The 23687-nt window shown below is 64.1% G+C and carries 24 protein-coding genes and 1 tRNA gene; 16 read left to right on the forward strand and 9 right to left on the reverse strand.

Annotation, left to right across the window (positions count from 1 at the left end; all coding sequences use genetic code 11):
* Nucleotides 1-76 precede the first annotated feature (76 nt).
* The 8 genes from IVA96_RS08870 to IVA96_RS08905 all read left to right on the forward strand — a co-directional run bounded on the left by IVA96_RS08870 (nt 77) and on the right by IVA96_RS08905 (nt 9463).
* On the forward strand, nt 77-1234 hold the full coding sequence (locus IVA96_RS08870; protein WP_247276216.1) for a thiolase domain-containing protein: 1158 nt from the start codon (nt 77-79) through the stop codon (nt 1232-1234).
* On the forward strand, nt 1234-1623 hold the full coding sequence (locus IVA96_RS08875) for a Zn-ribbon domain-containing OB-fold protein (RefSeq protein ID WP_247276217.1): 390 nt from the start codon (nt 1234-1236) through the stop codon (nt 1621-1623). Before IVA96_RS08870 ends, IVA96_RS08875 begins: the two co-directional genes overlap by 1 nt.
* A gap of 252 nt (nt 1624-1875) precedes the next feature.
* Nucleotides 1876-2736, forward strand: coding sequence for a MaoC/PaaZ C-terminal domain-containing protein (locus IVA96_RS08880; protein ID WP_247276218.1), 861 nt, complete (start codon nt 1876-1878; stop codon nt 2734-2736).
* 155 nt (nt 2737-2891) lie between these two features.
* Nucleotides 2892-3770 carry an SDR family oxidoreductase gene (locus tag IVA96_RS08885; protein ID WP_247276219.1) on the forward strand — a complete coding sequence of 293 codons (879 nt, stop codon included), beginning with the start codon at nt 2892-2894 and terminating at the stop codon, nt 3768-3770.
* 112 nt (nt 3771-3882) lie between these two features.
* On the forward strand, nt 3883-4836 hold the full coding sequence (locus IVA96_RS08890) for a dihydrodipicolinate synthase family protein (RefSeq protein ID WP_247276220.1): 954 nt from the start codon (nt 3883-3885) through the stop codon (nt 4834-4836).
* 4 nt (nt 4837-4840) lie between these two features.
* Nucleotides 4841-5656, forward strand: a complete 816-nt coding sequence (locus IVA96_RS08895) for an NUDIX hydrolase (protein WP_247276221.1) — start codon at nt 4841-4843, stop codon at nt 5654-5656.
* A gap of 79 nt (nt 5657-5735) precedes the next feature.
* A complete protein-coding gene (locus IVA96_RS08900) occupies nt 5736-6650 on the forward strand; it encodes an EamA family transporter (RefSeq protein WP_247416850.1) in 915 nt (304 codons plus the stop codon).
* 125 nt (nt 6651-6775) lie between these two features.
* Nucleotides 6776-9463: a PAS domain S-box protein gene (locus tag IVA96_RS08905; RefSeq protein WP_247276223.1), complete on the forward strand. Its 2688-nt coding sequence runs from the start codon at nt 6776-6778 to the stop codon at nt 9461-9463.
* A 42-nt stretch (nt 9464-9505) separates the two neighbouring features.
* Here the strand turns inward: IVA96_RS08905 and IVA96_RS08910 are convergent, their stop codons facing one another.
* From IVA96_RS08910 to IVA96_RS08920, 3 genes are all read right to left on the reverse strand, one after another.
* Nucleotides 9506-9946, reverse strand: a complete 441-nt coding sequence (locus IVA96_RS08910) for a DMT family transporter (RefSeq protein WP_247276224.1) — start codon at nt 9944-9946, stop codon at nt 9506-9508.
* A 79-nt stretch (nt 9947-10025) separates the two neighbouring features.
* Nucleotides 10026-10808, reverse strand: a complete 783-nt coding sequence (locus tag IVA96_RS35765; protein WP_247416853.1) for an AraC family transcriptional regulator — start codon at nt 10806-10808, stop codon at nt 10026-10028.
* A gap of 3 nt (nt 10809-10811) precedes the next feature.
* Nucleotides 10812-11162 (reverse strand): GrlR family regulatory protein, encoded by a 351-nt coding sequence (locus tag IVA96_RS08920; protein ID WP_247276239.1) that lies wholly within the window; start codon nt 11160-11162, stop codon nt 10812-10814.
* 259 nt (nt 11163-11421) lie between these two features.
* Between IVA96_RS08920 and IVA96_RS08925 the strand changes: the two genes are divergently transcribed.
* A complete protein-coding gene (locus tag IVA96_RS08925; protein WP_247276226.1) occupies nt 11422-11919 on the forward strand; it encodes a hypothetical protein in 498 nt (165 codons plus the stop codon).
* Nucleotides 11920-11974: 55 nt separating this feature from the next.
* Here the strand turns inward: IVA96_RS08925 and IVA96_RS08930 are convergent, their stop codons facing one another.
* Nucleotides 11975-12358 (reverse strand): VOC family protein, encoded by a 384-nt coding sequence (locus IVA96_RS08930; protein ID WP_247276227.1) that lies wholly within the window; start codon nt 12356-12358, stop codon nt 11975-11977.
* 238 nt (nt 12359-12596) lie between these two features.
* On the opposite strand from IVA96_RS08930, the gene IVA96_RS08935 reads away from it, so the two are divergent.
* The 3 genes from IVA96_RS08935 (at nt 12597) to IVA96_RS08945 (ending at nt 14005) form a co-directional block, all read left to right on the forward strand.
* Entirely contained in the window at nt 12597-13112 is a 516-nt protein-coding gene (locus IVA96_RS08935; protein WP_247416855.1) for a hypothetical protein, read from the forward strand.
* Nucleotides 13113-13272: 160 nt separating this feature from the next.
* Nucleotides 13273-13776: a hypothetical protein gene (locus IVA96_RS08940; protein ID WP_247276229.1), complete on the forward strand. Its 504-nt coding sequence runs from the start codon at nt 13273-13275 to the stop codon at nt 13774-13776.
* A gap of 152 nt (nt 13777-13928) precedes the next feature.
* Nucleotides 13929-14005, forward strand: a tRNA-Arg gene (locus IVA96_RS08945).
* Nucleotides 14006-14245: 240 nt separating this feature from the next.
* Here IVA96_RS08945 and IVA96_RS08950 read toward each other — a convergent pair.
* Together IVA96_RS08950 and IVA96_RS08955 are read right to left on the reverse strand one after the other, a co-directional pair.
* Entirely contained in the window at nt 14246-14518 is a 273-nt protein-coding gene (locus tag IVA96_RS08950) for a hypothetical protein (RefSeq protein ID WP_247276230.1), read from the reverse strand.
* A 417-nt stretch (nt 14519-14935) separates the two neighbouring features.
* Complete coding sequence (locus IVA96_RS08955; protein WP_247276231.1) at nt 14936-15199, reverse strand: hypothetical protein; 264 nt, start codon at nt 15197-15199, stop codon at nt 14936-14938.
* Nucleotides 15200-15488: 289 nt separating this feature from the next.
* On the opposite strand from IVA96_RS08955, the gene IVA96_RS08960 reads away from it, so the two are divergent.
* Together IVA96_RS08960 and IVA96_RS08965 are read left to right on the forward strand one after the other, a co-directional pair.
* Nucleotides 15489-15935: a hypothetical protein gene (locus IVA96_RS08960; protein WP_247276232.1), complete on the forward strand. Its 447-nt coding sequence runs from the start codon at nt 15489-15491 to the stop codon at nt 15933-15935.
* A gap of 97 nt (nt 15936-16032) precedes the next feature.
* Nucleotides 16033-16905 (forward strand): DMT family transporter, encoded by an 873-nt coding sequence (locus tag IVA96_RS08965; protein WP_247276233.1) that lies wholly within the window; start codon nt 16033-16035, stop codon nt 16903-16905.
* Between the two features lie 19 nt (nt 16906-16924).
* Here the strand turns inward: IVA96_RS08965 and IVA96_RS08970 are convergent, their stop codons facing one another.
* Nucleotides 16925-17218 (reverse strand): hypothetical protein, encoded by a 294-nt coding sequence (locus tag IVA96_RS08970; RefSeq protein ID WP_247276234.1) that lies wholly within the window; start codon nt 17216-17218, stop codon nt 16925-16927.
* Between the two features lie 323 nt (nt 17219-17541).
* On the opposite strand from IVA96_RS08970, the gene IVA96_RS08975 reads away from it, so the two are divergent.
* A complete protein-coding gene (locus IVA96_RS08975; protein WP_247416858.1) occupies nt 17542-19272 on the forward strand; it encodes a Cache 3/Cache 2 fusion domain-containing protein in 1731 nt (576 codons plus the stop codon).
* Between the two features lie 138 nt (nt 19273-19410).
* On the opposite strand, the gene IVA96_RS08980 is transcribed toward IVA96_RS08975, so the two are convergent.
* On the reverse strand, nt 19411-20070 hold the full coding sequence (locus IVA96_RS08980; RefSeq protein ID WP_247276236.1) for a peroxiredoxin: 660 nt from the start codon (nt 20068-20070) through the stop codon (nt 19411-19413).
* A gap of 382 nt (nt 20071-20452) precedes the next feature.
* On the opposite strand from IVA96_RS08980, the gene IVA96_RS08985 reads away from it, so the two are divergent.
* Nucleotides 20453-21025 carry a hypothetical protein gene (locus IVA96_RS08985; RefSeq protein ID WP_247276237.1) on the forward strand — a complete coding sequence of 191 codons (573 nt, stop codon included), beginning with the start codon at nt 20453-20455 and terminating at the stop codon, nt 21023-21025.
* Between the two features lie 55 nt (nt 21026-21080).
* Here the strand turns inward: IVA96_RS08985 and IVA96_RS08990 are convergent, their stop codons facing one another.
* Nucleotides 21081-22934, reverse strand: a complete 1854-nt coding sequence (locus tag IVA96_RS08990) for a nucleotide pyrophosphatase/phosphodiesterase family protein (RefSeq protein ID WP_247276238.1) — start codon at nt 22932-22934, stop codon at nt 21081-21083.
* Nucleotides 22935-23687 lie beyond the last annotated feature (753 nt).

The following is a 23687-nucleotide window of genomic DNA, read 5'->3' on the forward strand; positions in this document are numbered from 1 at the left end:
ATTTCCGCGCTTGCCAAGCAGGCCACCGCGGTTCAGAAAAACGGAGCAAGAAAAAACGCGAGCGGAGACCTGAAGTTTGACCATCAAGGGCAAGGCCTACATTGCCGGGATTTTTGAACACCCGACCCGGCATGCGCCGGACAAATCCACCGCCCAGCTCCACGCCGAGGTCGCCAAGGGCGCGATCGAGGATGCCGGGCTCTCCAAAGACGATGTCGACGGCTATTTCTGCGCGGGCGATGCGCCCGGCGGCGCTTGGCCGATGGTCGATTATCTCGGCCTGAACACCAAAAAACTCCGCCATATCGATTCGACCGAGACCGGCGGCTGTTCCTACATCATCCATCTCGGCCACGCCGCCGAAGCGATCGCGGCAGGCAAGTGCTCGATCGCGCTGATCACGCTGGCCGGCAAGCCACGCACCGGCGTGATGCCGCCGCGCGCGGCCGGCGCAGAGGTTGATTTCGAATCCGCTTACGGCGCGACCACGCACAATGCCTATGGCATGTGTGCCATGCGCCACATGCACGACTATGGCACCACGAGCGAGCAGCTCGCCTGGATCAAGGTCGCGGCCTCGCATCATGCGCAATACAATCCGCATGCGATGCTCAAGGACGTCGTCACCGTCGAGGACGTCCTGAACTCGCCGATGATCTCCGATCCCCTCCATCGCATGGATTGCTGCGTCGTCTCCGACGGCGGTGGCGCGCTGATTGTGACGACGCCAGAGATTGCCAAGAGCCTGAAGAAGCCTCAGGTGCGCCTGATCGGCCATGGCGAGGCCATGAAGGGCCCGCGCGGCGGCAAGGATCTCGACCTCACTTATTCCGCGGGTATCTGGTCCGGCCCGCGCGCCTTCGAGGAAGCCGGCATCACGCCGAAGGACATCAAATACGCCTCGATCTACGACAGCTTCACCATCACCGTCTTGATGCAGCTCGAAGATCTCGGATTCTGCAAGAAGGGCGAGGGCGGCAAGTTCGTCGCCGATGGCAATCTGATCTCGGGCGTCGGCAAGCTGCCGTTCAACACCGACGGCGGCGGCTTGTGCAGCAATCATCCCGTCAACCGCGGCGGCATGACCAAGATCATCGAGGCCGTCAGGCAGCTGCGCGGCGAGGCGCATCCGAAGGTGCAGGTCAAGAATTGCGATCTCGCCATCGCCCATGGCACGGGCGGCCTTTTGGGTGTTCGCCACGCCGCCTCGACCGCCATTCTGGAGCGCGTGTGATGAGCGAAGCAAAAAAATACCCGGCCCCGGTGACCAATCCCGAGACCGCAGCGTTCTGGGACGCCGCTGGCCGCGGCAAGTTCATGATCAAGCGCTGTACCGCCTGCGGCGAAGCGCATTACTTCCCGCGCGCGATCTGCCCGTTCTGCTATTCGGACAAGACGGTGTGGGAGGAGGCTTCGGGCGAGGGCACGATCTACACTTACAGCCTGATGCGGAAGTCGCCGAGCGGTCCTTACGCGATCGGCTACGTCACGCTGAAGGAGGGGCCGTCGGTGCAGACCAACTTCGTCGACTGCGATCTCGATAAGCTGAAGATCGGTCAAAAGGTGAAGGTGGTGTTCAAGCCGACCGACGGCGCACCGCTGCCGTTCTTCACGCCGGCCTGATTGCTTTCTTCCTTCTCCCCTTGCGGGAGAAGGTGGCATAGGCCGCCTCCGGCGGCCGCCCTTAAAGACGCCGAAGCGAAGCTTCGGCTTTGGCGCCGGATGAGGGGTATCGCTCCGCGAAGAGATTGCTCGATGCGGAAGCAACCCCTCACCCAAACGAGTTTGCCGCACCGTCCTCGCTGCCCTCTCCCACAAGGGGAGAGGGCACTTCAACTGGCGGTGCCGAAGACATTCGGGAGGAAGACAAACAACATGTCCGCCAGATACGAAGAACTCAAATGCCTGAAAAACATCGGCCAGAGATACGCCTACACCGACCGCGACGTAATGCTCTACGCCTATGGCATCGGCCTAGGCGCCGATCCCATGGACGAGAAGGAGCTTGCCTTCGTCAACGAGGGCACGCTGACGCCGCGGCCGCTCAAGGTAGTGCCGACGTTTGCGTCCGTCGCAGCGTGGGGTTCGGGTCCCGGCGAGATGAACCTCAACCGCGTGATGGTGGTCGACGGCGAGCGCGACATCACCTTCCACCAGCCGCTGCCGGTCGCCGCGAACATCACCGCCGATTCCTCCGTGCTCGAGGTCTACGACAAGGGCAAGGACAAGGGCGTCGTGATCAGCCACCAGACGGTGCTAAAGAACGAGAAGGGCGAGAAACTGGCAACGCTGGTCGCTTCGCGCTTCGCCCGTGGCGACGGGGGCTTCGGCGGGCCGAACCTGACGCAGCCGGATCCGCACAAGATTCCATCGCGCGCACCCGACAAGACCATCGACATCACCACGCGCCCAGACCAGGCGCTGGTCTATCGCCTCTGCGGTGACCGTAACCCGCTGCACTCGGATCCCGAGTTCGCCAGGAAGGCCGGCTTCCCGCGCCCGATCCTGCACGGCATGTGCACCTACGGCATCACCTGTCGCGGTGTGCTCCAGACCTATGCCGATTACGACGCCTCGGCCTTCCGCCAGCACGTTGCCCGGTTCTCTTCGCCCGTCTATCCCGGCGAGACCGTAACCATGGACCTCTGGAAGGACGGCAACGTGATCTCGTTTGAAGCCAAGGTGAAGTCGCGCGGGGTCACCGTGATCAAGAACGGCAAGACGGTGCTGGGTTAGGTCGGTCTCGTGCCCCGGGCGCAGCGCAGCACTCAGTGATGCGCTGCTGAGCCGGGGCAGGGAATGCTCGACGAAGAACTGGGTCCCGGCTCTGCGATGCAGCGTTCACGCTGCATCTTGTCCGGAACACGAAAACAAAACAGAGAGACGCCACCATGGGACTACTCGACGGCAAGGTTGCGCTGATCACTGGTGCGGGCGGGGGGCTCGGTGAGGCCTATGCAAAGCTGTTCGCGCGGGAAGGGGCCTCGGTCGTCGTCAACGACCTTGGCGGGCCCCGCGACGGCTCCGGCGCCGACACCTCGATGGCCCAGAAGGTGGTGGACGCGATCAAGGCCGAGGGCGGCAAGGCCGTCGCCAACGGCGCCGACATCTCCACCATGGAGGGCGGCCAATCGGTGTTCGACGACGCCATCAAGCACTTTGGCCGGGCAGACATCCTGGTGAACAATGCCGGTATCCTGCGTGACCAGACTTTCGCAAAAGCCTCCGAGGCGGATTGGGACAAGGTCATCAAGGTGCATCTGAAGGGCACCTTCTGTTGCACCCTGCCGGTGTTTCGCTGGATGCGGGAAAACGGCGGCGGCGTCATCGTCAACACCTCCTCGACCTCGGGCCTGATCGGCAATTTCGGCCAGACCAATTACGGTGCGGCCAAGGGCGGCATCTGGGGCCTGTCCAACGTGCTGGCGATCGAGGGCCGCAAGTACAACATCCGGATATGGACGCTGGCGCCGGGCGCGCTGACCCGCATGACAGCAGACCTGCCCCGCTATAAGGAGAACCCCGGCGCGGCGCTGGGGCCGGACGGCATCGCGCCGGCCGTGCTATACATGGTCAGCGACTTGTCGGGCGGCCAGACCGGCAAGGTGCTGGGTGTGTCCGGGCCCCGCGGCGTGCGCGAGATGCGGATGATGGAGATGGAAGGCTGGAAACCGCCGCACTCGGGCTGGAAGGCCCAGGACATCGTTGATCATGCCAAGGAGATCTTCTTCTCCGATGAGCAGATCAAGATGGGGGCGCGGCGGTTTTAGGCTGAGTTGTCGTTCCGGGGCGATGCGAAGCATCGAACCCGGAACCTCGAGATTCCGGGTCTGGTCCTTCGGACCATCCCGGAATGACAAAAGAAAGAGAGACGAGACGAACATGAAACTCACCGCCGACGCCAAGGGCACTTTCGCAATCGCGCCGACGCCGTTCCATGACGACGGCCGGATCGACGAGCGCTCGATCGACCGCCTGACCGATTTCTACGAGGAGGTCGGCTGTGACGGCGTGACGGTGCTGGGCATTCTCGGCGAGGCGCCGAAGCTCGATGCCGCCGAGGCCGAGCAGGTGGCGGTGCGCTTCGTCAAGCGGGCCAAGAAGATGCAGGTGATCGTCGGCGTCTCGGCGCCGGGTTTTGCCACCATGCGCTCGCTGGCAAAGGCCTCGATGGACGCCGGCGCGGCCGGCGTCATGATCGCACCGCCACCATCGCTCCGCACCGACGACCAGATCGTCGGCTATTTCAAGCAGGCTGCCGAGGCGATCGGGCCTGACGTGCCCTGGGTGCTTCAGGATTATCCGCTGACGCTCTCGGTGGTGTTCACCCCCGCCGTGATCCGCAAGATCGTTATGGACAATGCGAACTGCGTGATGCTCAAGCACGAGGACTGGCCGGGGCTGGAAAAGATCTCGACGCTGCGCAATTTCCAGAAGGACGGCTCGCTCCGTCCGCTCTCGATCCTCTGCGGCAATGGCGGGCTCTTTTTGGATTTCGAGATGGAGCGCGGCGCCGACGGCGCTATGACCGGCTATGCCTTCCCCGAGCTCCTGATCGATGTCGTGCGCCTCTCGAAGGAAGGCAAGCGCGATGCCGCGCATGATCTGTTCGACGCGCATCTGCCGTTGATCCGCTACGAGCAGCAGCCGGGCGCCGGCCTTGCCGTGCGCAAATACGTGCTCCAGAAGCGCGGCATCATCGCCTCCAGCGCGCAGCGCAAGCCCGGCGCGACAATCACGCCGGCGGCGAAGGCGGAGGTCGAATACCTGCTGTCGCGCGTCGCCCGAATCGACAAGCGCGCCAATCTCGGCCCGCAATCCAGCGCCGCAGGTTAGCCGCATGCCTGAAGCCGCCGCATCACGCCCTGCCTCGACGATCCTCCTGCTGCGCGACGGCGTGGATGTCGACGGCAAGAACCGCGGCGAGATCGAGGTCTTCATGATGGTCCGCCATCATCAGATCGAGTTCAACTCGGGCGCGCTGGTATTTCCCGGCGGCAGCGTCGATGCAGGCGACAAGGAGATCGTGGTCCGCGCCGACCTCTATTCGGGCGGCGAGGGCTTAAGCGAGGCGGACCGCGGCTTTCGGATCGCGGCAATCCGCGAGACTTTTGAAGAGAGCGGCATCCTCCTGGCGCGATCGAAGGATTCGGGCGCACCGGTCGATGCCAAGCGTGCCGGCGAGATCGCCGATGCGCATCGCGTCGCGCTCAACGAGCACAAGGTCAGCTTCCTCGATATCCTTGCCGATAACCGTCTTCAGCTCGCGCTCGACACGCTCGTGCCGTATGCGCACTGGATTACGCCAGAGGGCATGCCGAAGCGGTTCGACACCTGGTTCTTCCTTGCGGCCGCGCCGCCCGATCAGCTCGGCGCCCATGATGGTCGCGAGTCCACCGATTCCATCTGGGTCTCGCCGCGCGAGGCGGTGGAGGGCGGGGCGAGCGGCCGCTTCAAGCTGCCGTTCCCGACCACCCGCAATCTGATCCGGCTTGCCAAGCAGGGCAGCGTGAGTGCTGCACTGGAGCACGCCCGCGGGATGTCGATCGTCACGGTCATGCCTGTGATGACCAAGACCGAAACCGGCCGCCAGCTCCGCATCCCCCGCGAGGCCGGCTACGATGGCGAGGTGTTCGAGGTCGGCGCGGTCGGCTAGATACTTCGACGCCAAACGAAGTATCGGCGGCCGCGGACACGCTAGGTTCTGTCCATCGCGAATGGATGGGACGCAAGTCATGGACAACCGGCAGGGTACCAACATCGCCGTCGAGCTGGCGTTGCTGGTCGCGCTCGCAACGCTCTGGGGCGGCTCCTACACTTTCATCAAGCTGGGCGTTGCCACCATTCCGCCGGTCACGCTGATCGCGGCGCGCACCACGATCGCAGGCCTCTTGCTGCTGGCCGTCATGCGGGCGCGCGGCATCGGGATGCCGACCGACCGCGAGACCTGGCAGCGCTTCGCCTTCCAGGCCGTGCTCAACAGCGTCATCCCCTGGACGTTGATCGCCTGGGGCGAGCGCCATGTCGATGCTGCGCTTGCTACGATCCTCAATTCGGCCGGACCGATCTTCACCTTCCTGCTCACGGCGCTGATCACCCGTCACGAGCCGACGACGCCGCGAAAGCTGTTTGGCGTGATCGCCGGCATGGCCGGCATCCTGCTGATCGTCGGCGTCAATGCCTTCCATGACATCGACAGCGGCCTGCTGGCGGAGGCGGCGATCGTCGCCGCGACGATCTGCTATGCCTGCGCCGCGATCTTCGGCCGCAGTTTTAAGGGGCTCAACCCCATGGCGCCGGCCGCCGGCTCGCTGCTGGCGGGCGCAGCCGTGCTGATTCCGGCCTCGCTCGCGATCGAACAGCCCTGGAGGCTGTCGCCTTCGCCGACTTCCGTATTGGCGCTGCTCGCGCTGGCCGTGTTCTCGACTGCGGCGGCTTTCGCGATCTACTTCCGCCTGATCCAGACATTGGGCTCGGTCGGGACCACGGCGCAGGCCTATCTGCGCGTCCCGATCGGGGTTGCCATCAGCGTCGCGTTCCTCGGCGAGACCTTGAGCCACACCGCCTGGATCGGTCTGGCCTGCGTCGTCCTCGGCGTTGCCGCCATGACGATCCCGGCCGGGCGGCCGGCAAGCGTCAAGAGCTCTTAGTCCGAGACGAAGAAGGGGCGGCAGGCTCCGGATATTAAGGATATTCGGCGGCCAGAGGCATGTTCCCCCGGGGGCGCAATACGTCGTATATTGGGCCTCCAGCAGCCTGGTCCTCAAAAGCCCCAATGTCCGCCGAATTGATGCCGACCCCAGAGAAAAAGCGAACCTTCTCGCTCTCCATCGGCCAGCTCACCTTCGGCAGCTTCCTGTTGGTGCTGGCGGTGATCATCGTCACCTCGACCGCGAGCGTGATTGCGATCCGGCATATCGACACCACCTTCGCCGAGCTGCAGCGGCTCCAGAGCGTCGGGGACCTTGCCGAGGACATCGATCGCCGCATGAACGAATTGCGCCTTGCCGCGCGCGACTTCGTCACCGATCCCGGCGCCGGCATCCAGTTCCAGCAGGTGGGCGAGGCGGCCTCCGCCTTAAGCGATATCCTGAAGAAGACCCGCATCGAGCTCGCGCCCGAGCAGCAGGACATGATCGACGGGGTCACCGAGCGGCTTGCGACCTATCGGACCGGCCTGGAGCGGATCTCGACCCTGATCGACCGCCGCGCCCAGCTGCTCGCCGGCCTGCCACCGCTGCGCGACCGTTTCGACGCGGCCGTCGCCGGCACCGCGGACCGCGAGCTGGCCTCCCGCCTGTCCGAGGCGCAGAGCCGGATCGCGCTCGGGCTGCTGGCGCGCAACCCTTCCGCGGCCGAGCAGGCCGCGGAGGGAATGCGGGCGATGGACACCGCCGATAGCAAGCTGAGGTCGGCTGTCAACGATTACGCCGAGGCAATCATGGCGGTCGCCGTCCGCGAGCGGCAGATCGCCGACATCGACCGCGAGGTGCTGGGCACCGAGGGCCGCCTGATCGGCCGCGTCACCGAATTGCTGCGCGAGGTCAGTTCGCGCCGCGGCCACGTGCTGTCGCGCGATTTTGCCCGCACGCTGACCGAGGCGCGGTGGCAGAGCATCGTGCTCGGCACGGTCGGCGTGCTGATCGGCATCGGCGCCGCGTTGTTCGTGGTGCGAAGGACGGTCCGTCCGCTCGCCCAGATCGCGCGCTCCATTCGCGCGCTTGCAGCGGGCCAGAAGGACACGTCGATCCCTTCGGCCGACCTCGACAACGAGATCGGCGATATCGCGCGCGCGGCCGAAGTGTTCCGCCGCGCGCTCGAGGAGGCCGACACGGCGCGCGAGGCGGCGGTGCGCGCGCTCACCGAGCAGCGCCTCGCGGAGGAGAGCTACCGAAAACTGTTCGAGGGCTCGGTCGATGGCATTTACGTGACGACGCCGGCCGGCGACCTCCTCAACGCCAATCCGGCGCTGGCGCGGATGATGGGTTACGACAGCCCGCAGCACCTCATCGACAGCATCAACGACATCGCCCACACGATCTACGTCCACCCCGAGGCGCGTGCCGAATATCAGCGGCTAATGGCGCGCGACGGCATGGTACGCGAGTTCGAGTATCAGGTTCGCCAGCGCAGCGGCAACATCCTGTGGCTCTCCGACAGCGCCACGGGCGTGCGGGACGAGCAGGGCAACATCGTCCGCTACGAGGGCACGCTGCGCGACATCACCGACCAGAAGCGGGCGGAAGATGCCATCGCCGAAGGCCGGCGCCTGCTCCAGCAGGTCATCGACACCGTGCCGGCGGTGATCAACGTCAAGGATCGCGACCTGCGCTATGTGCTGATGAACCGTTACATGGCCGGTATCTTCGGCATCGAGCCGAGCGACGCGCTCGGCCGCACCACGGCCGACCTGATGTCGCGCTACGGCGCAGCCAAGTCTGACGAGAGCGACAAGCGCGTGCTCAAGCTCCGCAAGGGGCTCGGCTTCTATGAGGAGGAGTACAAGGACGCCTCCGGCAACATGCGGCAATGGCTGGTCAACAAGCTGCCGCTGCTCGACGCCGAAGGCGAGATCGAACGCATCGTCACCGTCGCGCTCGACATTGGCGAGCGCAAGCGCGGCGAGCAGGAGATGCGCAAAGCCAAGGAAGCTGCCGAGACCGCGCTGCGCAATCTGCGCGAGACCCAGGCCTCGTTGATCGAGGCGGAGAAGCTCGCCGCGCTCGGGCGCCTGGTCGCCGGCGTCGCGCACGAGGTCAACAATCCGGTCGGCATCAGCCTCACGGTCGCGTCCGCGCTGGAGCGCAAGACCGCGATGTTCACCGCCGAGGTGGAGCGCGGCGAGCTCCGCCGCTCCACGCTCAACGAGTTTCTCAACACCAGCCGCGATGCCTCTTCGCAGCTCGTTTCCAATCTCAACCGCGCCGCCGAGCTGATCCAGTCTTTCAAGCAGGTCGCGGCCGACCGCAACTATTCGGACCAGCGCAGCTTCGACCTTGGCGACCTCACCGAGCAGGTGGTGATGAGCCTGCGGCCCGGTCTGCGAAAGCACAATCTGACGCTCAATGTCGAGTGTCAGCCGGATCTCACCATGAACAGCTATCCCGGCCCGTACGGCCAGGTGCTGACCAATCTGTTTCTCAATTCGGTGGCGCACGCCTTTCCGGACGGCCGGCCGGGGACCATCGACATCCAGGTGCGCGAGTCCGGCAAGGACAATGTCGAGATCGTCTTCTCCGACAATGGCTGCGGCATGTCGCTCGACGTCCGCCGCCGTGCCTTCGATCCGTTCTTCACGACGCGGCGCGATCAGGGCGGCACCGGCCTCGGCCTGCACATTGTCTACAGCATCGTCACCAACCGGCTCGGCGGCCGGCTCGACCTAGATTCCGAGCCGGGCGGTGGCACGCGCATCCAGATGATCCTGCCGCGCACAGCGCCGCTCGAGCAAGCGGCGGAATGATCAGGTCGCGGACTCGCTAGCGCGCCGCGCTGCCGGCGATCGTTACCCGCGAACGAGAGCCGCGCCCAGGATGAGACACCCGGCGCCCAACGCCCGTGTCAACGTGATCGGATGGTGCGGCAGGCCGAACAGGCCGACGTGGTCGAACGCCAATGAACCAAGCAACTGACCCACGACGATCAACGTCAACACCGTCGCCACGCCGAGGCGCGGCACCATGAGGATGCTGGTCGCGATGAAGATCGCGCCGAAAATTCCCCCGGTCCATGCGATCCAAGGCGCTCGTCCGGCCAGGGCGGCAGCGGGTATCGGCTCGCGCACGACGATCAGGACCAGCAGTAATGCGATTGTCCCGCCAAGATAACTCACGAACGCCGCCCACCTCCCTGATTGCATGGCCTTGCCAAGACTGGCGTTCAGCACCTGCTGAAAGGCGAGGCTCAGGCCCGCGGAGAGGACGACGAAGGCTGCCAGAAGGTTCATGCGCGGCTCGTAATGGCATGGGAAGTGGCGCCAGCTTAGCGCCTGGAGCCAATTCACGTCTGGAACGAAATCGACCGCCTCAATCTGCGAACGCGCAGCGGTAGGCGGCAGGCGTTGCGCCGTAAGCGCGCCGAAACAGGCGACCAAGGTGGCTCTGGTCGGAGAACGAGCCGGCATAAGCCACGTCCGCGACGGTGTCGCCGCACTTCAAACGTGAGCGTGCCGCTGCCAGTCGCAGCGCAAGACGATAGGCGGCAGGGGTCATTCCAATCTCTCGCTTGAACTGCCGAATGAAGCCGTCGGTCGATCGGCCCTGGCGTGCCGCGATCGTGCGGATGTCGAGATCGTCGCACGAAACCAGCTCCGTCAGCGCGGCACGTTTGGCCGGCAGCGTCAGACGTCTCGGGCACGGATCATGCGAGCCGATCGCGTCGAGCATCTCCTCTGGCAAGGTTGCCCGCGAGTTACGGATGCAGAACGGCCCCGAGATCCTTCTCACCGCCGCATGAACGCCCGGTAAATAGAGATGGTTGACGATCGAGCCCGCGCCGCCTTGCGAGGCGTGCGGTACGCCCGCCGGGATGACGACGATATCGCCCGCGATGGCGAGAAACTCTCCGAATGTGGTCATGTACATGCGCCATCCCTTGTGGACGGCGGCGACCTGGACATTCGGGTGAAGGTGACAGGCGAGCGCGACCGCCTGTGCCGCCGCGAGGTGGCCGAACTCGATCGCCGAGTCACGTGCCCATGGGCGATATGTCCACGATCTAGGCATCCTCACTGCATACGATCTATTGCTCAGGATGTCAGGAGGCTGCTGCAGACTGGTTTTGAGCCGTGCGTCGTGACTTATTGGCACGCCCTAATCGACGTCGGCGAGCCTGTGCAGCGTCGCGCCGAAGATCTGGCTGGCCTTGCCGACCAGCGCCGTGCCGGTCATCTCCCCGCGCGTCTCCGTGAAGGTGCCACTGACGCCGATGCCGACCGGGGCGGGGCCGCCGAACAGCGGATTGTCGTCGCCCCGCGGCGAGGTGTGGCGCTGCACCAGCACTTCGCCCTTGAAGGTGTTGTCCTTCACGGTGTAGCTGCCGGTGTAATAGAGGTAGGCGTCGCCGCCAAGAATCTTGCCGTCGCGGAAAAGGATCACGCCGCTGCCTTTGCCGACCCGACCGTCGAGCAGGCTCACGTGAATCGAATAGAGGCCGTTCTTCATCACGTCCCGCATGCCGGCCGCCATCGCCCAACGGCGTAACCGGTAGAGCATTTATGCCAAAGCGCATCCGCACGCGCAACGCGGCAGTTTAGCGGGCGGCAGGGGCATCGCCGTCGCGAGCCGTGATTGTTCCGGCTTGTGCGTGACGCCGTCATGACGCTCTGATGATGAGGCGAGGCCGGACGTTGCGCATTGGAGTTGGCCCGCGAAATGCATAGCCATTATCGCACTGGCCGCGGAGTGCTGGAGCAAGACGAACGTGAGCAACTGGATCGATTCCGGCGGCGTTGAGCCGCGTCTGTACAGTGTGCGTCCCGCGAATTGCAAAAGCGAACGACGGCGGAGCGGCACCGCGACACGCTGGCGAAGCTTGATAAGGCTCGCGTGCGCCTTGGGCCTGAGTGCGCTTGCGGCCTCCTTCGGGCACGCGCGTGACCGTGGCCAATTCGCGAACACCAATCCGGACTTGAAGGCCTGGTTCGACGGCTTGCGAAGCGGCAAGGGGCCTTGCTGCTCGGACGCCGACGGCTCGGCCGTCTCGGATTCCGACTGGGACAGCAAGGACGGGCACTATCGTGTCCGCATCCCGCGCTACGGCTCGGGCATCGACGGCCAGCCGCAAGAGCTCGTCTGGGTGGACGTGCCCGAGGAGGCCGTGATCTCGGAGCCCAACCGGGTCGGACGAACCATGGTCTGGCCGATCTACGGCCCCATGGGCGTCACCATCCGCTGCTTTATGCCTGGTAGCATGACATAGGCCACCAAGCGACGCTTCGCCCGGAGGGCTGATGCCTGATGCCGCCCGCGCCGCGTCACGTATACTTGGTGTCGCGCTCGAGCAGTTCGATGGAGATGCCTTCGGGGCCGCGGATGAAGCAGATGCGTACGCCGGGCCTGATCGTCGTCGGCTCGCGTGTGAAAGTGACGCCCTTGGCCTTGATCTCGGCGGCGACGGCGTCGATGTCCTTTACCGTCAGACCAAAATGGTCGAGGCCCTGATGCGGATGCGCGGGCGGCGGGCTGACGGCGCTGTCGCCTTCGAGCGGCGCGATGAATATCCTGGCCCCGCCAAGGTTCACGTCGATCCGTCCGGGCGCCCGCACGATCTCGCCACCGAGGATGTCGCGCAGCCAGGCCGCCGTGGCCTCCGGATCAGGGCTGCGCAGATGGACGTGATCCCAAGTGACGACTGGCATTTCATTCTCTCCCAATGGGACCTTCGGATGTTGCGCCGCATGTTAACGGCCCCTGCCGGTGATCACCACCGTCGTTGCCGATTCGCAACGGCCGGGAACCTTGGTTCGTGTTCCCGATTAAGGTATCCAGCGGCTCGGTCCGTCGTCGGACGGGCGTAAGCCGCTGTCGGTGACGAAAACCATGAACGCTGGGCTTGACCGGATCGGGTTGAGGCGTTTCGCCGGAATCGGCGAGCGATTGGCGCGGACCGTGACGGTTGCGAGCGTCTCGTTTGGCCGAAGTTTGCTGTGGTTGCTGGCAGCGATCATCGTCGGCTGCGGAATCTGGATGCTGCTGCCTCTCTCCAAAAGCAATAGCGCTGAGTCGGGGACGTCGGAGCTGGCAGCCGTCGAGACGGCTCCTTCGGGCGATTCGGCCGGCGCGGGCGCGCCGGCCCCCGAAGCTCGGGCGCCGGCAATGGCAGAACTCGGTCGTCTCAGGATTTCATCGCAGACCTGGCGCCGCGGCGGCCTCGGCTCGAAGGCGCTGGTGACGTTCACGCTGCGAAACGACAATGACTATGCCGTAAAGGATGTCGAGATCGTCTGCGCTTTCGCGCGGCGCGACGGCAGTCATCTCACCGATCGCAGCCGTGTGCTGGCGGACCCCGTCAGCATGAAGAGCCGCAAGACCTATGCGCAGATCCCCGTCGGCTACGTCAATGTGAACGCCGATCAGGCGAAGTGTTCGCTGGTTGCAGCGCGCCGCGCGTAAAGCGCTGCATTTTCCGATAGCGGAAAAGTTACCGTCCGCAAGACTTGGCCAAAAAACTTCGCGTCGCCATTTGAACCGTACGGCTGGGCTAGGAACCAATTAGAAGATCGCCTGTTGAGGCGGAGAGCCCACGCGGGGATGCGGGGGGCGGAGCGCGGCTATGCCCATCTTTCGGTATTTCATCTTTGTCGGTGGAGCTTTGCTCGCACTGTTATTTGCCGTGGACTTCGTTCTGCCGGCGTCACCAGTGACGCAAACTGTTGCGACGGCGAGCAACGACCAGCCACTGATCCGGATCCGGTCCGATCGCCATTTGCCTGAGCGCGTGGTGCTCGATACCAGCCAGCCGACGATTGCCGCGCCTGCGATGAAGACCGCCACCGTCGCGGCGCCGCAGCCGCCGGATACCGCGTCGGCAGCGGCCCTCGCGGAGATGTCGGCCAAGGCGCGGGTGCGCGAGACCTTTGCCCAGTTTACCCCTGGCTCGAAGGCCGACAGCGCCGCCAAGAAGCCGCAGGCCCAGGCTCAGCCCAAGCGTAAGGTCGCCAGAGCGCACACGGCCCCGCAATATGGTGGGCCGCAGTATGGTGGGCCACAACAGTTTGGCCGGCCGATGCTGGTGGCCCAGCAGCCGCATTTCGGTCTTTTCAACACGACCTGGTGAGAGAGCCTTCGACTCGTCTCGAACGGCGACGGGTGGGGCTTTATATTGGGCAGCCTCTCTGCTAATTCGAACCCATCCGAACGCCGCCCGCTGTGCGGGCTCGCCAACAGTGGTCAGGCGCGTCTCGGTTGCGGCCCAATCTTTGGGCCAGGGCGCTCGTAGCTCAGCTGGATAGAGCATCGGATTTCGATTCCGAGGGTCGGAGGTTCGAATCCTTCCGAGCGCGCCACGCTTATGTTTGTCCAGCCCGGAGACATAGGTAGCAGGTCGTACCTGAGACATGGGTGACAACCTCGTGCCGAACGGGTTGTCGAGGGTTGCAGGGTTTACGCCATGCATTGATGGCACAGCCCATTATTGCTCGGCCCGCGCTTTCACCGTCAACCCCGCGCGCCAAGGGCGCGCCCCTGCGGGCTTCCAGATGCGTCTTCTCGCAAAAGCGAAGGGGCCCCGAGGGCCCCCTTTGATATTACCAGCGGCGATAGCCGTAACCATAATAGCGTGGGCCGTAGTAGCGCGGCGCATAATACCGGGGGCCGTAGTACGGCCGCGGCCCGTAATACCCATAATAGTTCGGACGCCACCAGCAGCGTCCCCAGGCGTTGCAGACCATGCGGACCTGCTCGACGTCGGAGACCTGCGAAGTTGCAGGCGCGGGCGCGATGGGCATGGCGGACGCCGCCGGCGATACCGCGAGGGCACCGAACAAGGATGCGGCGACGAGGCCAATCTTGAGCTTCATGATGTCTTCCTCCGCTGACGCGAGGCAGGATATCGATGATGTTCTGATCAAATTGTGGCGGACCCGAAATGTAATGCTGATGAACAAATCTTCGGTCAGCCGAGCGTCAGGGATGATCTTAACGGCACCAAACCATCTCTGATTCAGTGTTGCGCGTGCGCCGGCAGGTGCTCGCACGACTTGCCGCCAGCCTTGATCCTGCGCAATTTTGCGGGGCACGGGGCGGCCGTCTCGATGTTGACGTCAGCGCGGGCGAGACCTCGGCCCCGACCATGGTGGCCTCACCGCGCGCGCTGGCATGATCCGCGCCGATTATTCTGACTCGTGCACAAGGCGTATCGGTCTACGAGATCGAGAAGCAATTGCTGCTCTCGGGCGCCGCGAAATAAGAACGCCCGCGGGAAGGAGCGGCGCCCCTCAGTAGCAGGGGTGCCGGCGACCGTCCTGGCCGATATAAGCGGCTGCGCTTCGGTAGCAGTGGTTGGTCGACGGGCCGTCGTAATAGGCGAAGGTGCCGGGGGTGATGCCGGGTCCGTAATTGTGCAGATAGCTGATCGGGTAGGGCAGCGGGTTGACGTAGGAGCGGTGGTAGCGGTGGTGTCCCCGCGCCTCCGCGAGGCCGGGGGCTAGGATTGCAGCCGACAGGACAGCAACTGCGGCTACAAGCTTCAACTTGCTCATCTGATTCTCCGGAACCTGCGCGAATGGGTCCGCTATTTATAGCAATTTCGGGTGGTCAGGACATCGGTCCGGAGGCTCGGAATCACGCCCAAACCGCAGATTTCCGGGTGGGTGCGACAGAATTGCCGACATGCGGTCGAAAGCTGCCCATTTTTGGCCTTTTCGGGATGCTTAACGAATTCCCCACACAAGTGTGACCAAATAGTATTCGGTTTAGAATCCCTCGCCGGCCTTTTGGGGGCTCCTTCGAGGCCGGTCCATTCCTGAAGGCTTTCGCCGTCACGTCGCCATGCGCATCATGCTTCCGAGCCTGCTGTTGTTGTGCCTCGCCGCCGCCATGCCGGCGCGCGCCGAGCTGCACATCACCCGCGACCACGGCGGCTATGTCGAGGAGTACAAGACCAAGTACAAGCGCGTGCGCGAGAAGGGCGAGCGCGTCATTATCGACGGCATCTGCAATTCGGCGTGCACGCTCGTGCTTGGCATCGTCCCGATGAACAAGATCTGCGTAACGCCGCGCGCCAGCCTCGGCTTCCATCAGGCCTATTACGACAAGGCCTTCACCTTCGGCATCAAGGTTACGAGCGCCGAAGGCACCTCCGATCTGATGTCCTACTATCCCGACAAGGTGAAGGACTGGATCCGCCGCAATGGCGGGCTCACCACTGATATGAAGAAAATCAAGAACGGGGTCGAGCTCTGGAAGATCATCGACCCCTGTCCGGAAGAGTGGTGAGCGGCTGAGCCGCGGCTCCCGCTGTCGTCGCAGCGCAGCATCGCTCGTCCGGAAATTCGTATTGCCGCATGGGGCCCCATCGGGCAAGGAGGCGGCAATGAAGCACAATCCGGAAGCCCTGACCGCCCGCGCGGCGCCGATCCTGTTCGTCCTGCTCTGGAGCACCGGATTCATCGGCACGAAATACGTCGTCGACAATGCCGATCCCTTGACCTATCTCGCCATCCGCATGGCGATCGTGGTCGGCCTGATGGCGATCATCGCGGCGATCGCGCGGCCGAAATGGCCTGATGGCACCGGCATTGCGCACAGCGCGGTCGCCGGCATTCTGGTCCATGGCTTCTATCTCGGCGGCACCGCGATCGCGATCGCGCATTCGATTCCGGCAGGCCTTTCCGCGCTGATTCCGGGTTTGCAGCCGATCCTGACCTCGACCATCGCCAATCGCTGGCTCGGCGAGAAGGTGACGCCGGTGCAATGGGCCGGCCTCGTGCTCGGCCTCGGCGGCGTCGTGCTGATCCTGCACAACCGCCCGATGAGCGGCGAAGCCGGGCTCGGCTGGCTCGCCTCGGTGGTCTCGCTGATCAGCATCACCCTCGGCACGCTCTATCAGCGCCGCTACTGCAATCACATCGACTGGCGCGCCGGCAATCTCGTGCAATACCTGTCCGTCACCATTTTCTTCGCGATCGGCGCCTTTCTGTTCGAAGACCGCGTGGTGCACTGGACGCGCGAATTCGTGCTCGCGCTCGCCTGGCTGGCCGTGGCGCTCTCGATCGGATCGATCGGGCTGTTGTACTGGCTGATCCGCCACGCCGCGGCAACCTCGGTCGCGAGCCTGTTCTACCTGGTGCCGGCCGTGACGGCGCTGATGGCCTACCTGCTGTTCGGAGAAAAGCTGGACGCAATTGCCATTGCCGGCATGGCGCTCTGTGCCACAGCGGTCTTTGTGGTCAATCGACGCTTCTAGCAGTTTCCGAGCGTTGCGGTCAGCGCTTGGCCTTCTTGGCCTTCTTCTTCGATTTGGTGGCTTTCCTGGCGGCCTTCTTCGCAGATGTCTTGGTGGCCTTTTTTGCGGCTTTCTTGGACGACTTCTTCGCGGCTTTCTTCGTGGTCTTGTTGGCAGCCTTCTTGGCCGTCTTTTTGGCAGCCTTCTTCGCCGCGACCTTCTTTGCGGCTTCCTTCACCTGCTTGACGGCGGCGACTGCGGCGTCCTTGGTCGCTTCCACGGCGGTGGTGATCGTCTCCATCGCCAGCTCGGTGATCGGCTTCTCGTTGTCCATATCGTCCCCCATTGTTTGAACGGAGCGATGACGATAGCGGGTTTCAAGATTGTGTCAAAGCAACGCTCAACCTATGCGGATCTTGCGTAGGCTGCGAGCGCGGCGTCCCGCTCGCGTGATCGCTGACCGGATGCGGAGTGGCGGGTGGCCGGACAGGCGGAGATCGCCGCCGAGCGAGACGATGAGGGGCGGAGCGCTTGGCGTGGTGAGGGGGCTTCTTTACGATTTGGAAAGGATGCCCGCGCCCGGCGGTGCAAACGGTCGTTAATGGGGCCGTAAGCCGATTGCATCAATATGCAGGAGCTACGGGGGTCACTCGATTCATGTCCAACTTTCTACCGGCGAAACTTCTGCCGCAGTTCAAGCTCGGCACCAAGGCAGTCCTGTGCGCCGTGCTGCTGATCGCCGTGAACACGGCGCTCGTGGTCGGCGCCGGCTATTGGTCGCTGACATCCGCATTCAATGATCGTGCTCTCCGCGACATCGAGGTCAATCTGCGCACGCTGGCGCTGGCCTTTGCCGAGACCGTTCCAGACGTCAAGATCACGGTGAGGGACGGCGCAGTCGCACGCGCCGAGATTCCCAAGATGCCCGAGCTCAGGGATCACGCCATCGTCGATCGCGCAGTGTCCTATGTCGGCGGCAATGCGACCCTGTTCGTGTTCGACGAGGCGAGCCGACAATTCGTGCGACGCTCGACCAATGTGAAGAAGGAGAATGGCGATCGCGCGGTCGGCACCCAGCTTGCCGCCGATCATCCGGGACAGGCGCCGCTGCGTCGTGGCGAGGCCTATAAGGGGCCGGCGACGCTGTTCGGCAAGTCGTTCATGACCGCCTATTTCCCGATCTTGGACGCGACCGGCAAGGTCGCCGGCATTCTCTATGTCGGCATCCCCATGGCCCAGTTCGAGAGCATGCTGTCCCAGGCGATCTCGAGCATGGCCGCGGCGGCCGGTCTCGCGGCGCTCCTGGTCCTGATCCTTACCTTGGTGATCGTCCGCCGTGTCACGAAACCGCTCACCTCGGTCACGCACTCGCTCACGGCGCTTGCCAACGGCCAGAGCGACGTCGCGATCGAGTGCGAAGATCGCGCCGACGAGATCGGCGAGATCGCCCGCACCGTCGCGGTCTTCAAGAGCAATTCGCTGGAGCGGGCGCGCCTGCGCAGCGAGCAGGCGGCGGCAACGACTGCCGCGGCCGAGCAGCGCAAGGCGGAGCTTCGCAGCTTCGTCGAGGAGTTCCGCGGCAGCGTCGGCGGCATTCTCGACAAGGTGCTCGCATCGTCGGGCGAATTCGAGCGCGTGGCACGGCAACTCACCGATGTTGCGCGCTCCACCGCCGAACTGTCGGCGCACTCGGCCGGAGCTTCCGAAAACGCCTCCGAGCACGTGCGTTCGGCAGCGTCGGCCTCCGACGAGCTGTCCCAATCGATCTCCGAAATCACCCGCCGGGTGCAGGAATCCAACGAGATCTCCGCCGAAGCGGTGCGGCAGGCCGAGGCGACCGACCAGCGCATCGCGCAGCTCTCGGAAGCCGGCGCGCGTATCGGCGACGTCGTCAAGCTGATCACCTCGATCGCCGAGCAGACCAACCTGTTGGCGCTAAACGCTACCATCGAGGCCGCCCGCGCGGGCGACGCCGGCCGCGGCTTCGCCGTGGTGGCCCAGGAGGTCAAGACGCTGGCCGGCCAGACCGCCAAGGCGACCGACGAGATCTCGAACCAGATCGAGAGCATGCAGCTCGCGACCGAGGAATCGGTTGCCGCCATCAAGGCGATCAGCCAGACCATCGAGCGCATCAGCGGCATCGCCGGCTCGATCTCGGCTGCGGTCGAGCAGCAGAAAAGCGCGACCCACAACATCGTGGCCAGCGTTCGGGCGGCGGTGTCGGGCACGGCCGATGTCGCCGTCAATGTCCGTCACGCCGCCAAGGGCGCGAGCGAAACCGGCGAGACCTCGAGCCGGATGTTTGCCTCCGCTCAGGCGCTGTCGGGCGAGAGCCTGCATCTGAAGGCCGAGGTTGACGGCTTCCTCGACCGCGTCCACGCGGCCTGATCCAACGCGGTCATTGCGGGCCGTTCAAAGGACCGAACTCTGGTGCGCAATTGCGCACCAGAGAATCTCGAGATCCCCCGGTGCGCAATTGCGCACCAGAGGTCTGGTCGGTCGGACCATCCCGGGATGGAAGTTGGGTTATTTCGGCTGCGGCACGATGCGAATGTAGGGCTTCGGCTCCTTCCAGCCCTGCGGGTAGATCGTCTTGGCCTCGTCGTTGGAGACCGAGCCAGCGATGATGACGTCTTGCCCTTGCGTCCAGTCGGCCGGCGTCGCGACACGATGCTTGGCGGTGAGCTGGAGCGAGTCGATGACGCGCAGGATCTCCTGGAAGTTCCGCCCTGTGGTCATCGGATAGACCAGCACCAGTTTGATCTTCTTGTCCGGGCCGATGATGAAGACGTTGCGAACGGTCTGGTTGTCGGCCGGCGTGCGGGTGAGGGGATCGCCCGAGGTCGAGGCCGGCAGCATGCCGTAGAGTTTGGAGACGTTGAAATCGGTGTCGCCGATCATCGGATAGTTCGGCGCGGCGCCTTGCGTCTCCTTGATGTCCTCCGACCATTTGGAATGGCGGTCGACTGGATCGACCGACAGGCCCATCAGCTTGACGCCGCGTTTGTCGAATTCCGGCTTCAGCTTGGCCAGCGCGCCGAGTTCGGTCGTACAAACCGGCGTGAAGTCCTTGGGGTGCGAGAACAGCAGGGCCCAGCTGTTGCCGATCCAGTCATGGAACTTGATCTTCCCTTCGGTGGTCTCAGCTTCGAAGTCGGGGGCGGTGGCGCCGATCGGAAGTGTCATGGTTCTACCTCATCTCTTTGAATTTACTATGGAATTCATCTCGGGCCGTCATCATCAGTATAGGGTTTTGGCGAAGCCAAGTGAACCGGCTCAAGTAAAATGTGAATTCCTTCTTCGAAAGACCGATTTTCTAGCACCTTTCTGTTACCGCGGCGCCTGCGGCGAAACATCTCCACCCGGGGTGACACGGTGCCGATTGCCCCGATAATGCCGTTTATGACTTCCATCACGCTCGCCCGGCGCTTCCTAGAACCAAAATGGTCCTGACAGCGACCAATTGGCAACCATCTAGAAAAGTCGCGATCCCCGTATCGAATCGTTAACCACCCCTTTACGTCGGCATGAAAATGCTGGCCGATCAGAAGAAGTCTGGAAGTGAACTATGTCTGCCGCTGCGCCTAAGCCTACCGAGCCGTCGTCCCTCGAACCGTCCTGCCGCGATACGGCGGCCCATGCGCTGAGCATCGTGCGCGACGGCGTGATCACGGGCGAAGGCCCGACCACCAAAGGAAGGGTGCATTTCTCCCGTTCGCTCGATGCCGACGACACCGCCTGGTGCGTACGCATCCTGACGGCCACTGCCGTCAACGACCAGCCGGTGAGCCGCACCGAGGCCGAAGTATTGTTCGAGATCAACGAGGCCGCGACCGAACGTACTGACGGTGGCCGGTTCGACGACCTGCTCGCCAAGTCCGTTGCCCATTATGCAGCCAGCGCCTCGGGCCTAAAGGTGCCGCCGCGAAGCGTTGCGCTATCGGCCGACACCGAGATCGAGAGCTGGGCACCGTCCTATGCCTCCAAGGTCAACAGCGAGATGCTGGAGTGGATCGCCGGCCAGATGCGCGGCAAGCGCCAGAACAACCGTCGCCTAATGGCGATGGTGGCGACCTTCCTGGGCGCTACCGCACTGCCTCTGGCGGGCCAATTGCCCAACGTGTTCGACATTGGCATGTAAGATTTTGAGCATTTAACATCGACGCGCCTCATGCAGACGCGATCGAGCGGCGGGGTCATTTCCCCGCCGTTTTTTGTTTACCGCCCTCAAGCTCGAGCCCGAGCGTGCGGCCGGGGAAGCCGGCGGCATCGAAATAGCGCTGGCTGCCGACGCGCTGGAAGTTCAGCACGGTCATCAGGCCACCCTCGGCCGGTTTGGACTTCAGCGTGCCGGCATAGGCCTTCGGCATCGTGCCATTGAGCAGGGCTTCCGAGATCACGCGGCCGACGAGAACGCCGTTCTGCGCGCTGCGCAGGCCCAGGAGCCGGGCCGCGGTCATGCCGACGTCGGCGTTGCTGACCGGGATCTCGTCGACATAGCCGGCTTTGAAGTCCGGACCAATGGCGGCCATGAAGTTCATGGTGTCGCCGCGGCTGAAGCTGCCATGCATGCCCTGGCCCTGGCGCAGGACGGTATCGGCGACCTGCACCGAGCAGTTGGTCGGCGCCTCGCCGCAATCGCTGGCATAGGAGCGGAAGTTGACGACGATCGACGGCGTCGGCGTCGCCGCCTTGCCGCGCAGATTGATGCTTGACAGTGGCAGCGTGCCGGGGAAGCGGCCGAGCGAGTCGTGGACGAACAGGCCGGAGACGTAGTCCTGCTCGAGCAGCGCCTTGATCGTCTTCGCCGCCAGCGTCTTGTCTTTGTTGGGCAGATAGATCAGGTCGGAGCCGCCATTGGTCGCGACGACGAGATCGGGCTTGGTCGGATCCTTGCCGAGCACGCCGTTACCGGCCTTGGGATGCTTATTGCCTTCGATCTTTGCATTCTTGTCGTTGGGATCGAACAGCGGCAGGTCGAGCGCTTTGGCGAGGTCGAGCGCCAGGAAGCCCATCGGCAAAAAGTCCTTCGGCGTGTCGTCATAGCTGATCTTGGCCGAGGGGCTGGTCTTGCTCTCCTTGGAGATGGTCGAGAAGCCGTGGTCCGCGGAAACGATGATGTTCGTCGATGTGGCGAGCCCGAGCTCGTCGAGCGCCTTGCGGAGCTGGGCGAGGTTGGTGTCGGCATTCTTGATGCCAGCCATCGAGGTGGGACCGTTGATCCCAGGCATGATCTGATTGAGGCTGTCACCGGTATTGTGCTGGCTGCCGTCGGGGTCGCGCGACCAGAACACCAGCACGAACGGCTTGTTGCGCGCCTTGAACATCGGCAGCACCACCTTGGTGGCGACATCGGCAAAATAGGCCTGTTGCGCGACGTTGGCGACGGTGGTGCCAGGGGTTTTGGCGTCGCCCGCCTTGGAATTGTCGCCGCGTGGTGGCGTGGCGGTGGGCAGGCCGGCCTTGGTCAGCGCGTCCTTCACCTCGTCCGACAGCGCGACACCGTTCTTGCCGCCGGTGGAGTCGTCGAACACGACCGAGTGCAGACCAGCCCTGTCGGGCTTGTCCGTGTGGTCGAACTGGTAGGTCGGGCCGACCTTGCCGATCGCCGCGGTGCTGAACCCCTTGTCGCGGGCCATCTTCAGGATGGTCTCTTCGTTCAGATAGTCGCCCTTGAAATGCTCGTCGATGTCGCCGAGCACGGCATCGTTTTCGATAAAGGGGACCACGGTGTCGCCGGCGGGGACGGAGGTGTAGTTGGTCCAGATCGTGTTGGAGAAAACGCCGGTATCACCGAGATAGTGTCCGGTCGACATCGCCGAGCCGTTGGCCATGGTGAAGGTCGGGAACAACGAATGCGGGTTCTTGAAGTTGACGCCCTTGTCGCGGACCTCGGCCATCGCCGGGGCCGTCTCCGGTGTGACCTTCAGCGCGCGAAGACCGTCCGGAATGAACAGGATCAAGTTGCGGGGCGTGTTGTTCTGGGAGGAGGCAAGTCCGGTGGACAGGAATGTCAGTCCGGCGGACAGCAACACCAGTGAGCGGCGCATCAAATCTCTCCCTGCGGTGAGGCGGCTTGGCCGCGACCGCGGCCCCAGGCTCGTTTAGTTTCGCTGCATGACACTTTCGTTACAAGTGCCGTTGGCGATGCAGGAGGCGGGGAAGGGTGGCGATGCATGAATCTCGTGTCCCGGACGCGCTGCGTCGCAAGGGCTCCTCGCGATGACGATCAAGAGGCGGCGGCCTGATTATCCAGGTGACGCCGTCATTCCCCGCCACCGGGTCTCGCCTTCGGCGAGCCCGATGACAGGCTCCGGCGGGGAATCCAATACGCCGCGGCGTCTCTGTTCAAGCACTGCCGTCTCGGCGTACCGGATCGCCCGGTCCCGGCTCCGCCAAGGCTACGCCGAGGCCCACAGGAGTGCTCGGCCCGCCGAAGCCTTGGCGAAGGCGGCAAGCCGGGCGATGACAGCGAATGTGTGGTGGCAGACACATCTTCGCATCCTCGCGGCTTGTTCGCCCGAGCTTTGCTTCGTCGCTCCACCCTCAAAACGGCCGAGGGCGCAGGGAAGGCCGGGAGCCGGTTGGCTCCGATGGACCGCCATGCCAAGAGCAGGTTGCGTGTGCTTCATGCATAGCGGACAACAGGGCAACCGGAGCATCCCGGCCTTCCCCGCGCGGATGGTTGGAACGGCTTATGTCGCGCTCTTGTGTCTGGGAAATCTGCCAGAATGTGCAAACGGGCGGTTCTCGCAAAACCGCCCGTTGCTGGATCTGAGCCCGGTCGCGCTCAAAGGCCGTGA

Source organism: Bradyrhizobium sp. 159, from assembly GCF_023073795.1.
Lineage (GTDB): Bacteria > Pseudomonadota > Alphaproteobacteria > Rhizobiales > Xanthobacteraceae > Bradyrhizobium.

What these genes read in the sequence shown, in the direction of transcription:
- IVA96_RS08950 (WP_247276230.1), bottom strand. Translation starts at nt 14,518, where the DNA reads ATGAAGCTCAAGATTGGCCTCGTCGCCGCATCCTTGTTCGGTGCCCTC.
- IVA96_RS08875 (WP_247276217.1), top strand. Translation starts at nt 1,234, where the DNA reads ATGAGCGAAGCAAAAAAATACCCGGCCCCGGTGACCAATCCCGAGACC.
- IVA96_RS08890 (WP_247276220.1), top strand. Translation starts at nt 3,883, where the DNA reads ATGAAACTCACCGCCGACGCCAAGGGCACTTTCGCAATCGCGCCGACG.
- IVA96_RS08880 (WP_247276218.1), top strand. Translation starts at nt 1,876, where the DNA reads ATGTCCGCCAGATACGAAGAACTCAAATGCCTGAAAAACATCGGCCAG.
- IVA96_RS08900 (WP_247416850.1), top strand. Translation starts at nt 5,736, where the DNA reads ATGGACAACCGGCAGGGTACCAACATCGCCGTCGAGCTGGCGTTGCTG.
- IVA96_RS08955 (WP_247276231.1), bottom strand. Translation starts at nt 15,199, where the DNA reads ATGAGCAAGTTGAAGCTTGTAGCCGCAGTTGCTGTCCTGTCGGCTGCA.
- IVA96_RS08920 (WP_247276239.1), bottom strand. Translation starts at nt 11,162, where the DNA reads ATGAAGAACGGCCTCTATTCGATTCACGTGAGCCTGCTCGACGGTCGG.
- IVA96_RS08940 (WP_247276229.1), top strand. Translation starts at nt 13,273, where the DNA reads ATGCCCATCTTTCGGTATTTCATCTTTGTCGGTGGAGCTTTGCTCGCA.
- IVA96_RS08980 (WP_247276236.1), bottom strand. Translation starts at nt 20,070, where the DNA reads ATGACACTTCCGATCGGCGCCACCGCCCCCGACTTCGAAGCTGAGACC.
- IVA96_RS08960 (WP_247276232.1), top strand. Translation starts at nt 15,489, where the DNA reads ATGCGCATCATGCTTCCGAGCCTGCTGTTGTTGTGCCTCGCCGCCGCC.
- IVA96_RS08970 (WP_247276234.1), bottom strand. Translation starts at nt 17,218, where the DNA reads ATGGACAACGAGAAGCCGATCACCGAGCTGGCGATGGAGACGATCACC.
- IVA96_RS08985 (WP_247276237.1), top strand. Translation starts at nt 20,453, where the DNA reads ATGTCTGCCGCTGCGCCTAAGCCTACCGAGCCGTCGTCCCTCGAACCG.
- IVA96_RS08910 (WP_247276224.1), bottom strand. Translation starts at nt 9,946, where the DNA reads ATGAACCTTCTGGCAGCCTTCGTCGTCCTCTCCGCGGGCCTGAGCCTC.
- IVA96_RS08990 (WP_247276238.1), bottom strand. Translation starts at nt 22,934, where the DNA reads ATGCGCCGCTCACTGGTGTTGCTGTCCGCCGGACTGACATTCCTGTCC.
- IVA96_RS08885 (WP_247276219.1), top strand. Translation starts at nt 2,892, where the DNA reads ATGGGACTACTCGACGGCAAGGTTGCGCTGATCACTGGTGCGGGCGGG.
- IVA96_RS08965 (WP_247276233.1), top strand. Translation starts at nt 16,033, where the DNA reads ATGAAGCACAATCCGGAAGCCCTGACCGCCCGCGCGGCGCCGATCCTG.
- IVA96_RS08895 (WP_247276221.1), top strand. Translation starts at nt 4,841, where the DNA reads ATGCCTGAAGCCGCCGCATCACGCCCTGCCTCGACGATCCTCCTGCTG.
- IVA96_RS08930 (WP_247276227.1), bottom strand. Translation starts at nt 12,358, where the DNA reads ATGCCAGTCGTCACTTGGGATCACGTCCATCTGCGCAGCCCTGATCCG.
- IVA96_RS08905 (WP_247276223.1), top strand. Translation starts at nt 6,776, where the DNA reads ATGTCCGCCGAATTGATGCCGACCCCAGAGAAAAAGCGAACCTTCTCG.
- IVA96_RS08975 (WP_247416858.1), top strand. Translation starts at nt 17,542, where the DNA reads ATGTCCAACTTTCTACCGGCGAAACTTCTGCCGCAGTTCAAGCTCGGC.